Annotated in this window: 12 protein-coding genes; 3 read left to right on the top strand and 9 right to left on the bottom strand. The window is 67.7% G+C overall.

The genetic code is table 11. The annotated features are described in order from the left end of the window. Positions 1 to 27: 27 nt before the first annotated feature. The 6 genes from AC1RS9_RS01690 to rfbA form a co-directional block, all read right to left on the bottom strand. Positions 28 to 408, bottom strand: coding sequence for a S24/S26 family peptidase (locus AC1RS9_RS01690; protein ID WP_144708214.1), 381 nt, complete (start codon positions 406 to 408; stop codon positions 28 to 30). Between the two features lie 34 nt (positions 409 to 442). Beyond that, a complete protein-coding gene (locus AC1RS9_RS01695; RefSeq protein WP_439099109.1) occupies positions 443 to 1,327 on the bottom strand; it encodes an amino acid ABC transporter ATP-binding protein in 885 nt (294 codons plus the stop codon). Further along, positions 1,327 to 2,259 (bottom strand): amino acid ABC transporter permease, encoded by a 933-nt coding sequence (locus tag AC1RS9_RS01700; protein WP_006945891.1) that lies wholly within the window; start codon positions 2,257 to 2,259, stop codon positions 1,327 to 1,329. Before AC1RS9_RS01700 ends, AC1RS9_RS01695 begins: the two co-directional genes overlap by 1 nt. Before the next feature lie 11 nt (positions 2,260 to 2,270). Beyond that, a complete protein-coding gene (locus tag AC1RS9_RS01705) occupies positions 2,271 to 3,197 on the bottom strand; it encodes an ABC transporter substrate-binding protein (protein ID WP_006945918.1) in 927 nt (308 codons plus the stop codon). A gap of 217 nt (positions 3,198 to 3,414) precedes the next feature. Further along, positions 3,415 to 4,017, bottom strand: coding sequence for a dTDP-4-dehydrorhamnose 3,5-epimerase family protein (locus AC1RS9_RS01710; protein ID WP_473957869.1), 603 nt, complete (start codon positions 4,015 to 4,017; stop codon positions 3,415 to 3,417). Then, a complete protein-coding gene (rfbA, locus tag AC1RS9_RS01715; RefSeq protein WP_006945868.1) occupies positions 4,017 to 4,913 on the bottom strand; it encodes a glucose-1-phosphate thymidylyltransferase RfbA in 897 nt (298 codons plus the stop codon). The genes AC1RS9_RS01710 and rfbA overlap by 1 nt, the downstream gene beginning before the upstream one ends. A gap of 22 nt (positions 4,914 to 4,935) precedes the next feature. On the opposite strand from rfbA, the gene rfbB reads away from it, so the two are divergent. The 3 genes from rfbB (at position 4,936) to AC1RS9_RS01730 (ending at position 8,430) form a co-directional block, all read left to right on the top strand. After that, complete coding sequence (rfbB, locus tag AC1RS9_RS01720; RefSeq protein ID WP_473957868.1) at positions 4,936 to 5,970, top strand: dTDP-glucose 4,6-dehydratase; 1,035 nt, start codon at positions 4,936 to 4,938, stop codon at positions 5,968 to 5,970. 2 nt (positions 5,971 to 5,972) lie between these two features. Then, positions 5,973 to 6,842, top strand: coding sequence for a dTDP-4-dehydrorhamnose reductase (rfbD, locus tag AC1RS9_RS01725; RefSeq protein WP_062257165.1), 870 nt, complete (start codon positions 5,973 to 5,975; stop codon positions 6,840 to 6,842). Between the two features lie 115 nt (positions 6,843 to 6,957). Next, positions 6,958 to 8,430, top strand: coding sequence for a sugar transferase (locus tag AC1RS9_RS01730; RefSeq protein ID WP_083607387.1), 1,473 nt, complete (start codon positions 6,958 to 6,960; stop codon positions 8,428 to 8,430). Between the two features lie 115 nt (positions 8,431 to 8,545). Here AC1RS9_RS01730 and AC1RS9_RS01735 read toward each other — a convergent pair whose 3' ends face one another. From AC1RS9_RS01735 to AC1RS9_RS01745, 3 genes are all read right to left on the bottom strand, one after another. Continuing rightward, positions 8,546 to 9,199 (bottom strand): GDSL-type esterase/lipase family protein, encoded by a 654-nt coding sequence (locus tag AC1RS9_RS01735; protein ID WP_006945919.1) that lies wholly within the window; start codon positions 9,197 to 9,199, stop codon positions 8,546 to 8,548. A 17-nt stretch (positions 9,200 to 9,216) separates the two neighbouring features. Beyond that, positions 9,217 to 9,396, bottom strand: coding sequence for a DUF6104 family protein (locus AC1RS9_RS01740; RefSeq protein ID WP_006946035.1), 180 nt, complete (start codon positions 9,394 to 9,396; stop codon positions 9,217 to 9,219). 136 nt (positions 9,397 to 9,532) lie between these two features. Further along, entirely contained in the window at positions 9,533 to 13,375 is a 3,843-nt protein-coding gene (locus AC1RS9_RS01745; protein ID WP_074040417.1) for a multifunctional oxoglutarate decarboxylase/oxoglutarate dehydrogenase thiamine pyrophosphate-binding subunit/dihydrolipoyllysine-residue succinyltransferase subunit, read from the bottom strand. Positions 13,376 to 13,426 lie beyond the last annotated feature (51 nt).

A 13,426-nucleotide genomic window follows, 5' to 3' on the forward strand; every position in this document is an offset into this window, starting at 1 on the left:
CTGCCGAACGGCAGCACTGCTCTCAACCTATCGCGCGAAGCGGCCCCGGCGAAAGGTGCTGACGCAGGTGCGACAACGTCGCAGAATCTGCGTCATCACTGGGGAGTCGGGGCTGACGACCCGCCCCCGCATCGCCTCGTCCCCCAGCGCCCCGACGAGCCATGAGTCGACCCCCTCACGGGGGTTGTCACGCTCCACCCACCAGCCCGACGCGCCGTCGGCGAGGCGTTCGCGCCTCGTCACCCGTTTGATCGCGAGCGGGCGGGGGCCGTCGTCGCCGTCAGGGAGGCGGACGACGTGGCAGCGCCCGACCCGGGGCGACGTACCCCAGGCGACGAGGACGACGTCGCCGTCGACGTAGGTCGGTTCCATCGAGCGACCCCTGACGACGACGAAGCCCAGCTGCATCCCACCAGGGTAGTGGGTTGCAGCTGGGCGAGCGTCAGAGCAGTTCGTCGTCGACGAGGGCGGCGATCGCCTCGTGCTCGCTGCGAATGCGCGACAGGAAGCTCTTGGTGCGCTCACGCTGCGGGTTGTTGATGACGTCGCGCGGCGCGCCGGTCTCGACGATGACGCCGGCGTCCATGAACACGACACGGTCCGCGACGTCCCGCGCGAAGCTCATCTCGTGCGTGACGACGACCATCGTCATCCCGTCCTTGGCCAGTTCCTTCATGACGGCGAGCACCTCGCCGACCAGTTCGGGGTCGAGGGCGGACGTCGGCTCGTCGAACAGCATGAGCTTCGGCTGCATCGCGAGCGCGCGGGCGATGGCGACGCGCTGCTGCTGGCCGCCCGAGAGCTGGCTGGGGTAGTGCTTCGTCTTGTCGCCGAGCCCGACCCGTTCGAGCAGCCGCTCGGCCTCCGCCTTCGCCTCGGCCTTGCCCACGCCCTTGACCTGGACGGGCGCCTCCATGACGTTCTCGAGGGCCGTCATGTGTGGGAAGAGGTTGAAGCGCTGGAAGACCATGCCGATCTCACGGCGCTGCGCGGCGATCTTCCTGTCCGTGAGGCGGTGCAGCTGCCCGCCCTTGTCGGCGTAACCCATGAGGTCGCCGTCGACCCAGATGCGCCCGCCGTCGATCGTCTCGAGCTGGTTGATGCAGCGCAGGAACGTCGTCTTTCCCGAGCCCGACGGGCCGAGCAGCACGACGACCTCGCCGGGGTGGACGTCGAGGTCGATGCCCTTGAGCACCTCGTGCTTGCCGAACGACTTCATGACGTTGACGGCGCGCACGAGTGGCTCATCGGAGCGTGAGGCCACGGGGGCCGTGGTTGCGGACGGTCGCGGCTGGGCGTTGCTCGCCCCGGCGGCGGCGGTGCTCATCAGTGGTCACTTCCGATCGAGGACAGACGTGAGCGGAACCCGCCGGTCGTGGTGCCCTGCGCCCCGAAGCCGCGCGCGAAGCGTCGCTCCAGCCAGCTCTGCAGCAGCATGAGCAGCGTGCAGAGGATGAGGTACCACATGAGGGCGCCGACGTAGCTCGGCATCACCTTGTACGTGTTGTTGGCGACGTTCTGCGCCTGGTTGAACAGTTCGGCGGTGACGGGCACGGCCGTCAGCAGCGACGTGTCCTTGACCATCGAGATGGCCTCGTTGCCGGTCGGCGGCACGATGACGCGCATCGCCTGCGGCAGGATGATGCGGCGCATGGCCTTGCCGTTGCTCATGCCGAGGGCCTGGGCGGCCTCACGCTGACCGTTGTCGACGGACAGGATGCCGGCGCGCGCGATCTCCGCCATGTAGGCGGCTTCGGACAGTCCGAGGCCGATGATGCCGACGGTGATGCCGGAGCTGATCGTCTTGACGTCGAGGGTGTAGAACGTCAGCCCGAGGTCCTTGCCGAACGGCACGCCGAGATCGAGGGTCGGGTAGAGGGTCAGGACGCCGAGACCGAGGATCGTCATGAGGACGTAGCGTGGCACGGCCCGGAAGAACCAGATGTAGACGAACGCCACGCCGCGCAGCACGGGGTTGTCCGACAGGCGCATGATCGCGAGGATGACGCCGAGCACGACGCCCAGGATCATCGACACGATCGTCACGATGATCGTGCCCTTGAGCAGTCCGTCGAGCACGGGCGAGTAGTTCATCACCTTGAGCACGAACGGCCAGTCCCAGGCCTTGTTGGTGACGACGGAGCTGATCATCATCGCGACGAGGACGGCGATGACGGCGAGGGCGACCCATCGGCCGGGATGCCGGACCGGCCGGGCGTCGATGACGCCCGGCCGCTCGGTGGTGGTGGTGTCGGTCATGTCGTTCGCGATCAGGGCTTGGGGTTGACCGGGAACGAGGTGACGGCGCCGTCACCGTTGCTCCAGGCGTCGAGGATCTTCTTGTAGGTGCCGTCCTTGTCGAGGGCCTCAAGGGCCTTCGAGATGGCCTCGGCGAACGCCGTGTTGTCCTTCTTGACGACGATGCCGTACGGGGCCGAGGCGTACTTCGAGCCGACCTTCTCGAGCTTCGCGTCGTTCTTCGCGACGGCCCAGTTGGCGACGGGGGAGTCGGCCGCGAAGCCGTCGACCTTGCCGGCGATGAGGTCGGCGGTCACCTTCGACTGGGCGACCTCGCTGACGATCGTGATCGGCTTCTTGCCCGCGGCGGTGCACTTCTTGTTGCGTGCGGGCAGGTCGTCGGTCTGCTGCACGGTGTCCTTCTGGACGCCGATCGTCAGGCCGCACGCGTTGTCGGGGTCGAGCTTCTTCGGGTTGCCCTTGGCGGTGACCCAGGCGGTGCCCGCGCTGTAGTACTGCACCATGTTCGCGGTCTTGAGGCGCTCGGCGTTGATGGTGAACGAGCTGATCGCCGCCGGGTACTTGCCAGCGTTGACGCCGCCGATGAGGGTGCCGAAGTCGCCGTTCTGGAAGGTGAGCTTGAGACCGAGCTTCGCGGCGACGGCGTTGAGCAGGTCGATGTCCATGCCCTGGATCGTCTTGCCGTCGGCAGCCGTGAACTCGTTCGGGGCGTATGAGGCGTCCGAACCGATCGTCAGGGTGCCCTCTTTGGCGATGGCGGCGGGGACGAGCTTGGCGAGCGAGTCGTCCTTCGTCACCTCGGCGGCCTTGCTCGACGCGCCCGCAGCGCCCGAGGAGGCAGAGCTCTTGGAGTCGTCGAGGGAGTCGGAGCCACAACCCGACAGCAGCAGGGCGGTGGCACTCAGGCCGGCGAGGGCGGGGGCGGTGGTACGACGCATGGGCGGGCCTTTCGGCATGGGGACGGCGCGAGCCGTCGGAGACGATGGCCACAGCATGCCACCGCGCCTCGCCCCAGGCGAGCGACACGACATAAGTATGCGGGATCGTGACCTACGGCCCGCCTCGTGCGCGCGACACCGTGCCCGTGCAGCGACCTTGGGGCGGCCGCGTGAGACGTGCGTCACGCGTGATCATGCAGGACGCGGGCCGCTGCGATCAGGCCGAGCGCAACGAGTCGTAGAAGCGCACGCAGTCGTCGTATCGCGGCAGCAGACCCGACGCCTCGGCCTGCGCCAGCGACGGCGCAGCCTCGTCCTTGGGGGACAGCAGCGGTTCGATGTCGTCGGGCAGCGTCAGCCCCACCGTCGTGTCGAGGGGGTTGATGCCGTGCTCGCGCAAGGGGGTGTAGGGCGCGCTGCACAGGTACATCGCCGTCGAATCCTCCTCGAGGGCGCAGAACGCGTGGCCGAGCCCCTCGGCGAGGTAGACCGCCTTGCGTTCGCTCGTGTCGAGCACGACCGATTCCCACTGCCCGAACGTCGGCGACCCGACGCGGATGTCGACGATGAAGTCGATGATCGAGCCCGACAGGACAGTGATGTACTTTGCCTGGCTCGGCGGCACGTCGGCGAAGTGGATGCCGCGCACCGTGCCGCGGCTGCTGACCGAGATGTTCGACTGGACGACGTCCATGCGGTGGCCGAGGTGCTCGGCGAGCTTGTCGCCGCGGAAGCCCTCCATGAACACGCCGCGCCCGTCGGGGAACTGGCGGGGCGTGACGACGTAGGCGCCGTCGATCTTCAGCGGCTGGATGTCCATCACAGGGCCTTGCGGACGGCGGGGGTGATGTGGCCTTCGGCGAGGACGCGGTGCATGTAGGCGCCGTAACCGGACTTGACGAGGGAGTCGGCGAGGGCGGAGAACTGCGCGTCGTCGATCCAGCCCTGACGCCACGCGATCTCCTCGACGCAGCCGACCTTCAGATCCTGCTGCTCCTCGAGGACGTGGACGAACTGCGAGGCGTCCATGAGGCCCTTGAAGGTGCCCGTGTCGAACCACGCGGTGCCGCGCGGCAGCACCGTCACCGTGAGGTTGCCGCGGCGCAGGTACTCGTCGTTGACGCCCGTGATCTCCAGCTCGCCACGCGGGGAGGGCTCGAGGTTCTTCGCGATGTCGACGACGTCGTTGTCGTAGAAGTACAGGCCGGGCACGGCGTAACGCGACTTCGGCTGCTCCGGCTTCTCCTCGATCGAGACGACGTTGCCGTCCGCGTCGAACTCGACGACGCCGTAGGCGCTCGGGTTCGTCACGTGATGAGCGAAGACGTGGCCACCGGTGAGCTCAGCGTGGCCCTGCAGCGCCGTCCCCATGCCGGCGCCGTGGAAGATGTTGTCGCCGAGGACGAGGGCGACCGAGTCGTCGCCGATGAACTCCTCGCCGATGATGAACGCCTGCGCGAGGCCGTCGGGCGAGGGCTGCACGGCGTAGCTGATCTCGACACCCCAGTCGGATCCCTCGCCCAGCAGCCGCTGGAACTGCTTGCTGTCGTGCGGCGTCGTGATGATGAGGATCTCGCGGACTCCGGCCATCATGAGCGTCGAGATCGGGTAGTAGATCATCGGCTTGTCGTACACCGGCATGAGCTGCTTGCTGATGCCCCGTGTGATCGGGTGAAGTCGCGTTCCCGATCCCCCCGCGAGAATGATTCCCTTCATAGGCCTACCTTATGCTGGCAGGGTGCAGATCCTGGTCACCGGCGGAGCCGGCTTCATCGGCGGCAACTTCGTCCACCTGACGGTGAAGGAGCGCCCAGAGGCGCGCATCGTCGTTCTCGACGCCATGACGTATGCGGGCAACGAGAGATCTCTCGACGGGCTGGGGGAGCACGTCGAGCTGGTGCGCGGCGACATCGCCGACGCCGCGCTCGTCGACCGTCTCGTCGCCGCGTCCGACCTCGTCGTCCACTTCGCCGCCGAGTCGCACAACGACAACTCCCTCGCCGAGCCGTGGCCGTTCGTCCAGACCAACATCGTCGGCACCTACACGCTGCTCGAGGCGGCGCGCAAGCACGACGTCCGGTACCACCACATCTCCACCGACGAGGTGTACGGCGACCTCGCGCTCGATGACCCGGAGCGTTTCACCGAGGCGACGGCGTACAACCCGTCGAGCCCGTACAGCTCAACCAAGGCCGGCAGCGACATGCTCGTGCGTGCCTGGGTGCGCAGCTTCGGGGTCAGGGCGACGATCTCGAACTGCTCGAACAACTACGGTCCGCGCCAGCACATCGAGAAGTTCATCCCGCGCCAGATCACGAACCTCATCGACGGCGTGCGTCCCAAGCTCTACGGTGACGGGCTCAACGTGCGCGACTGGATCCACGTCGACGACCACAACTCGGCCGTCTGGGCCATCATCGAGCGCGGGCGCATCGGGCAGACCTACCTCATCGGCGCCGACGGTGAGCTCGACAACAAGACCGTCGTGCAGGCCATCCTCACCGGGATGGGGCGTGACGCCGACGACTTCGACCACGTCACCGATCGGCCCGGCCACGACCGCCGCTACGCGATCGACTCGACGAAGCTGCGCGAGGAACTCGGCTGGAGTCCGCGCTACACCTCCTTCGACGACGGCCTCGCCGCCACGATCGCCTGGTACCGAGAGAACGAGTCGTGGTGGCGTCCGTTCAAGGACGCCACCGAGGCCAAGTACGCAAGCCAGCAGGTCGTCGCGGCGCCTGCTGACACCGCCACCGGTCAAGGGGCATGACGATGGCGCGTCGCTGGCTCGTCCTCGGAGGCACGGGCATGCTCGGTCAGGATCTCGACGCGCTGCTGCGCAGCCGCGGTGAGAGCGTCGTCTCGCTCGGCTCCGCCGGATGCGACGTCACCGAGCTGGAGACGGTGCAGCGCGTCATCGGCGATCACGCGCCGGACGTCGTCGTCAACTGTGCTGCGTACACGGCCGTCGATGCCGCTGAGAGCGACGAGGCCGCGGCGTTCGCACTCAATGGGACGGGTGCGTTCAACGTCGCTCGAACCGCGCAGGCCGCGGATGCCCAGCTCGTCCACGTCTCGACCGACTACGTCTTCGACGGCCGCGCCGAGGAACCGTACGATGTCGAGCACCCGCAGGCCCCGCAGTCGGCCTACGGACGCACCAAGGCGGCCGGAGAATGGGCCGTTCGTGCCACGCACCCCGACGCGCTCATCGTGCGCACGGCATGGCTCTACGGAGCGCACGGAAGCAACTTCGTCGCGACGATGCTGAAGCTCGCCCAGAACCGTGACACCCTCGACGTCGTGGCCGACCAGGTCGGACAGCCGACGTGGGCGGGCGACCTGGCGGACACCATTGTCGGGCTGATCGAGCAGGAATGCTCGGGCGGGTTCTACCATGGGACGAGTTCGGGCAGCGGGTCATGGTTCGACCTCGCACGAGAGGCATTCATCCTCGCAGGCCTGGATCCTGAGCGCGTGCGCCCGACGACGACGGAGGCGTTCCAGCGGCCCGCGCCGAGGCCCGCCTACAGCGTGCTCGCACGCTCACCGCGCGGGCCGAGCATCGGTGACTGGCGTGCACGACTCGCCGCATCCGGCGTCGTTCAGCAGGAGCGCGCTGCAGAGCGCGCGCGGGCCTGAGGCGCAGGCTCGAGACGACCGCGGTGCGGGGAACGCAGCCGAACGGGAACGAGGGGAATTCGGACGCGTCCGACGAAGGGGAAACAGGGTTTTGTGGGGAAAGGCGCCGGCGAGCATGACTGACGGGGCGAGAGGTAGGCGCGACCTGCTCGCCAGGATGCGTGGCGACTGGCGGCGCAACCTGTTCCTGCTGCTGTTCGTCCTCGACCTGGGCGTCATCACACTCGCCGTGGCTGCCGGGTTCTTCGCGCGCTTCGCAATGGCGGAGGCGTCGCTCGACACCGTTCGCTCGCAGGGCAACCTCTACCTCGTCGTCGTGCCCGCCCTCATCCTCGGATGGCAGGCCTCGCTGCTTCTCAATCAGGCGTACAACATGGAGATCATCGCGATCGGCACCGACGAATATCGTCGTGTCGTGCGCGCCACGTTCTTCACGTTCGGCGCGCTCGCGATCGTCCTCGTCCTGCTGCGCTGGCAGGTAGCGCGCGGCTTCCTGGCCGTCGCCCTCCCACTCGGGCTCGTCCTGCTTCTCATCGAACGTCTCCTGGTCCGCCGCTGGGTGCTCGCGCGACGCCGCCGCGCGATGCTCGTCGACGGCGTCGTCGTCGTCGGCTCACCGCATGAGGTGCGCTACGTCGCCGAAGGCATAGCCCGCAACCCGGCTGCGGGCCTAGTAGTGCGCGCCGTCGCGACGGACACGACCGATGCTCCGACGTTCGAGCTCGCCAACGGAGTGGTCGTGCCCCAGGCCGGCGCGATCGCCGACGTCGTCGACGCCGTGCACCGCTACGAGGCCAGCACGATCATCGTCGCCGGCCATAACCGCATCAACCGCAAGCAGCTGCGCGAACTCGGCTGGCAGCTCGAGGACACCACCATCCGCCTCGCCCTCGCCAGCCGCATGACGGACGTCGCAGGCCCCCGCATCCACTGGCACCCCATCGAAGGGTTGCCGCTCATGAGCGTTGAGATGCCCCGCTACAGCGGCGTCAAGTACTCCCTCAAACGGGCCTTCGACCTCGTCATCGCCACCGGGATGGTCGTCCTCGTCGCCCCGATCCTGTTCGCCATCGCCATCGCCGTCCGCCTCGACAGCCCCGGGCCCATCTTCTTCCGCCAGACCCGAGTAGGCGTCAACGGAACGCTGTTCAAGATGACCAAGTTCCGCTCGATGGCCGTCGACGCCGAAGCGCGCCTCGCCGGACTCGAACGACAGAACGAAGGCTCCGGCCTACTGTTCAAGATGAAAGACGACCCCCGCACCACCCGCGTCGGCGCCTTCATCCGCCGCTACAGCCTCGACGAACTGCCACAACTGTTCGACGTCATCGCCGGCAGCATGTCACTCGTCGGACCACGCCCCCCACTGCCCCGCGAGGTCGAAGCCTACGACCACCACGTCCACCGCCGCCTCAACGTCAAGCCAGGCATCACTGGACCCTGGCAGGTCGGCGGACGCTCGAACCTCTCCTGGCAAGAATCCGTGCGCAAGGACCTCTACTACGTCGAGAACTGGTCCCTGTCCGGCGACCTCGTCATCATGTTCAAGACCCTCCGCGCCGTCCTCGCACGCGACGGCGCGTACTGACATTCCCTTGTCTCGCCTTCCGGCCGGCCCCCGAAGGGGGGTCAGAACGTGGTTGTCGGGACGACGAACGCCCCACGTCGACGACGTGAGGCGCTCGAAGGTGCGATGAGGGCCGTCAGACGGAGAGCCAGTCCTGCCAACCGGCGTGAAGCACGAGCCACGCCATGAGGCCGTAGCCCGCCTGGCCGGGGTGGTAGCCGTCGCTGGCGGCAAGATCCGACTGCCACTGATCGTGCCCGAGCAGCGGGCGGAAGCAGTCGACATACGTCACGCCACGACGCGCGCAGACGTCCGCGTGCGCGTCGACGAGCACCTCGAGCTTCGCGTTCATCTCCGGGTCGCTCGTGGGCGGCGGGCCGACGACGAACGTCGCGATGCCGTTCGTCGACGCATCGTCGAGGATGTTCGCGAGGTTGAGGCGCGAACGTGCTGTCGTCAGACCCTGCGCGGCGTCGTTCGTGCCGAAGCCGATGACGAGTCGGCGCTCGTTGCAGTTCTTCCACCGCAGCGCCGCCTCACCCCGCCAGCGCGCGAGGACGTCAGAGGAACTGTCGCCGCGCACGCCGAGGTTGTACGTCGTCAGCCTGACGCCCTCGTGCGGCGTACGCGCGACGACCCGCGAGACCCACCCCAGGGCCTTCGGGTCGCCGTAGCCGTTGACGAAGCTGTCGCCGACGAAGACGAGGCCGACACGGCGCTCACCCTCGGCGACGTGGAAATCGGCGCTCGGCCGGAACTCGGGCTCGCTGCCTTCGGTGGGGTAGGACACGCTACGACCGCCTTCACTCACTCGTCATCGTCGTCGTCGAGCCGTGCCAACCATGTGGCGAGGCGCTCGACGGGGATCTCGAACTCCGGGTTGAGGTCGACGAAATGACGCAGCTGCTCCGCGAGCCACTCGAACGTCACGTCTTCTTCGCCGCGGCGCGCCGCGAGCTCCTCGATACCCCGATCCGTGAAATACACGCGCCCAGCTTATCGTCCGTCAGCTCGGTGCCCACCCCGCAGGCGTCGCGCGCCCACGACGAAGCGGTGCCCACCCCGCGTGGGGGAGGGCACCGCTTCATCAGGAACGCACCATCAACGGCTGCTCACGTGAACCTCAGCGCGCGAACGCCTGCTCCATGAGCTCCGCGTTCTGCGCGGCGTGACGCTTGTTGTTGCCGGTCGCGGGCGACGCGGACGCCGGACGCGACACGACGCGCAGACGTCGCGTCTCGCCGTGGCTCTCGAGCAGGTCGGGCAGGTTGAAGTACATGAACGGCCAGGCGCCCTGGTTCTTCGGCTCGTCCTGCACCCACACGATCTCGGCGTTCGGGTACGCCGAGACCGCCTCGGCGATCTCCTTGGCCGGGATCGGCGCGAGCTGCTCGACACGCACGATGGCGGTCGTGTCGTCACCGCGCTTCTCACGCTCCGCCTCGAGGTCGTAGACCACGCGGCTCGAGGCGAGCAGCACCCGCTCGACCTTCGAACCGTCGAGCTGCTTCTGGTCCTTCAGCACCGGCTCGAACTGGCCCGAGGTGAAGTCGGCCGGCGAGCTCGTCGCGGCCTTCACGCGCAGCAGCTGCTTCGGCGTGAAGACGATGAGCGGCTTGCGCGGTCGCGCGTGCGCCTGGCGACGCAGCAGGTGGAAGTACGACGCCGGCGTCGACGGGTAAGCGATCGTCATGTTGTCCTCGGCGAACAGCTGCAGGAAGCGCTCGATGCGCGCCGAGCTGTGGTCCGGACCCTGACCCTCGTAGCCGTGCGGCAGCAGCAGCACGACGGAGCTGCGCTGCGCCCACTTCTGCTCCGAGCTCGAGATGAATTCGTCGATGATGGTCTGCGCACCGTCGACGAAGTCACCGAACTGCGCCTCCCACAGCACGAGCGCGTCGGGACGCTCGACCGAGTAGCCATACTCGAAGCCCATCGCGGCGTACTCGCTGAGCAGCGAGTCGTAGATCCACAGCCACGCCTGGTCATCCGTGAGGTAACGCAGCGGCGTCCACTCGTTGCCGTTCGCCTTGTCGATGAGGACGGCGTGACGCTGCACGAACGTGCCGCGTCGGGTGTCCTGACCGGACAGACGCACCGGCGTGCCGTCCATGAGTAGCGAACCGAACGCGATGAGCTCGCCCATGGCCCAGTCGATGCCGCCGTCCTTGACCATCGCCGTGCGACGCTCGAGCAGCTGCTTGAGCTTCGGGTGCAGCGTGAAGCCCTCCGGCGGGTTCGTCCACACCGCGCCGATGCGCTCGAGAGCGGCCTCGGTGATCGCGGAGGAACGGCCCGAGGAGTAGGCGCTCTTCGCGTCGTCCTCGAGCTGAGCGGACGGGCGCTCGAGGCCGCCGTGGCCCTCGGCGTCGGTGCCCTGGCTGGAATCGGACGAAGCGCTCTGCGCGGCGCTGTCGGCAGCGGCCTTCTTCGTCGCCTCCTTCGTCTCGACGAAGACGCGCTCGAGCTGCTGCTGGTAGTCCTTGAGCAGTTCGTCGGCACGCTCCTGGTCCATGTCGCCGCGGCCGACGAGGGCCTCGGCGTACAGGCGACGCACGGACTTCTTCGCCTCGATCAGCTTGTACATGAGCGGCTGCGTCATCGACGGGTCGTCGCCCTCGTTGTGACCGCGGCGGCGGTAGCACACCATGTCGATGACGACGTCCTTGTTGAACGTCTGGCGGTACTCGAACGCGAGTTCCGCGACGCGGACGCAGGCCTCCGGGTCGTCACCGTTGACGTGGAAGATCGGCGCCTGCACCATGCGCGCGACGTCCGTCGAGTACGTCGATGAACGCGACGAGCTCGGCGCGGTCGTGAAGCCGACCTGGTTGTTGATGACGACGTGGATCGTGCCGCCGGTTCGGTAGCCGCGCAGCTGCGACAGGTTCAACGTCTCGGCGACGATGCCCTGGCCCGCGAACGCGGCGTCGCCGTGGAGCAGGATCGGCAGCACCGTGAACGCCGTGCCGGCGAGGTTGATGCGGTCCTGCTTGGCACGGGCGATGCCCTCGAGCACCGGGTCGACGGCCTCGAGGTGGCTCGGGTTGGCGGCGAGGTAGACCTTCGTGTGGTTGCCCTCATCGGAGACGAACTCGCCCTCGGTGCCGAGGTGGTACTTGACGTCACCGGAGCCCTGCACCGAGTTGGGAGCGGCGGTGCCCTCGAACTCGCGGAAGATCTGGCCGTACGACTTGCCCGCGATGTTGGCGAGCACGTTGAGACGGCCACGGTGCGGCATGCCGATCGCGGCCTCTTCGAGGCCGGCGTCCGCGGCCTCCGACAGGATGCGGTCGAGGATCGCGATGACGGACTCGCCGCCTTCGAGGCTGAAGCGCTTCTGGCCGACGAACTTCGTCTGCAGGAACGTCTCGAACGCCTCGGCTTGGTTGAGCTTGCGCAGGATGCGCTCCTGCTCGTCCGACGTCGGCTTCGAGTACGTCTTCTCCAGCTTGTTCTGCATCCAGGCCCGCTCCTCGGGGTTCTGGATGTGCATGTACTCGACGCCGACCGTGCGGCAGTACGAGTCACGCAGGATGCCGAGGATCTTGCGCAGCTTGAGGAAGTTGGCGCCGCCGAAACCGCCCGTGGCGAACGTGCGGTCGAGATCCCACAGCGTCAGGCCGTGGCTCGTGACGTCGAGGTCGGGGTGACGACGCTGCTTGTACTCGAGCGGGTCGGTGTCGGCCATGAGGTGACCGCGCACGCGGTAGGCGTGGATGAGCTCCTGCACGCGCGCGACCTTGTTGATGTCGTCGTCGTGGTTGGCAGAGATGTCCTGCACCCAGCGCACCGGCTCGTAGGGGATGCGCAGCGACTCGAAGATCTCGTCGTAGAAGTTGTTCTCACCGAGCAGCAGCTGGTGGATCTGACGCAGGAACTCCCCGGACGTCGCACCTTGGATGATGCGGTGGTCGTAGGTCGAGGTGATCGTCAGGATCTTGCTGACGGCGTTGCGGTTGAGCGTCTCCTCGCTCGCGCCCTGCCACTCGGCGGGGTAGTCGAGCGCGCCGACACCGATGATGGCGCCCGCGCCCTTCATCAGACGCGGCACCGAGTGCACCGTGCCGATGCCACCGGGGTTGGTCAGCGAGATCGTCGTGCCCGCGTAGTCCTCGAGCGTCAGCTTGTTGTTGCGCGCCTTCTTGACCATCTCTTCGTACGCGGCCCAGAACTGCGCGAACGTCATCGCCTCGGCGCCCTTGATCGACGGCACGACGAGCGTGCGCGAACCGTCGGGCTTCTGCAGGTCGATGGCGAGGCCGAAGTTGATGTGCCCCGGCTGGTGCAGGACGGGCTTGCCCTTCTCGTCGACCGAGAGGGAAGCGTTCATCTCCGGCATGACGCGCAGCGCCTTGATGATGGCGTAGCCGATGATGTGGGTGAAGCTCACCTTGCCGCCGCGGCCGCGGGCGAGGTTCGAGTTGATGACGATGCGGTTGTCGATCAGCGCCTTCGCAGGGACGGCGCGGACCGACGTCGCGGTCGGGACCTCGATCGAGGCCTCCATGTTCTGCACGATCTTGGCGGCGATGCCCTTGAGCGGGGTGTCCTTGTCGTCCGCCGCCGGCACGTCACCGAGGGCGCCGTCGCCCTGGTCGCGCGGCGTCGGCAGCGGTGTGTGGCCCTCGGCCTGCTTCGGGTCGAGCTTCTGCGGCTCGCTCTCGGCGGTGCGCGTCGGCTCGGCGGCCTGCTGTGCAGGCGCCTCCTGCTGGTCGCGCGGTGCCTCGGCGGCCATCGGCTTCTCGGTTCGGGGAGCGGCCTTAGCGCCCGAGCCCGACGTGGACGTGGACGTGGAGGCCGGCGCCGAGGAGTTCGACGAGCCCGGCTGATAGGTCGCGAAGAACTCCTGCCATGCGGCATCCACGGAGTTCTTGTCCTTGCTGTACTGCTCGAAGAGTTCCTCGACGAGCCACTCGTTCGCGCCGAAGTCGTCGTGCTCAGAGCTGGGGGACTGGGATGACACGCAGATGCGCCTCTTTCATTCGCGTCGATTCACGTACACGTGCGGGAGGCG

This window comes from Dermacoccus sp. MPR-E5 (assembly GCF_058809565.1).

Bases quoted from the DNA above. Each gene is read 5' to 3' on its own strand.
- AC1RS9_RS01690 (WP_144708214.1), bottom strand. From the start codon at position 408: ATGCAGCTGGGCTTCGTCGTCGTCAGGGGTCGCTCGATGGAACCGACC.
- AC1RS9_RS01695 (WP_439099109.1), bottom strand. From the start codon at position 1,327: ATGAGCACCGCCGCCGCCGGGGCGAGCAACGCCCAGCCGCGACCGTCC.
- AC1RS9_RS01700 (WP_006945891.1), bottom strand. From the start codon at position 2,259: ATGACCGACACCACCACCACCGAGCGGCCGGGCGTCATCGACGCCCGG.
- AC1RS9_RS01705 (WP_006945918.1), bottom strand. From the start codon at position 3,197: ATGCGTCGTACCACCGCCCCCGCCCTCGCCGGCCTGAGTGCCACCGCC.
- AC1RS9_RS01710 (WP_473957869.1), bottom strand. From the start codon at position 4,017: ATGGACATCCAGCCGCTGAAGATCGACGGCGCCTACGTCGTCACGCCC.
- rfbA (WP_006945868.1), bottom strand. From the start codon at position 4,913: ATGAAGGGAATCATTCTCGCGGGGGGATCGGGAACGCGACTTCACCCG.
- rfbD (WP_062257165.1), top strand. From the start codon at position 5,973: ATGGCGCGTCGCTGGCTCGTCCTCGGAGGCACGGGCATGCTCGGTCAG.
- AC1RS9_RS01730 (WP_083607387.1), top strand. From the start codon at position 6,958: ATGACTGACGGGGCGAGAGGTAGGCGCGACCTGCTCGCCAGGATGCGT.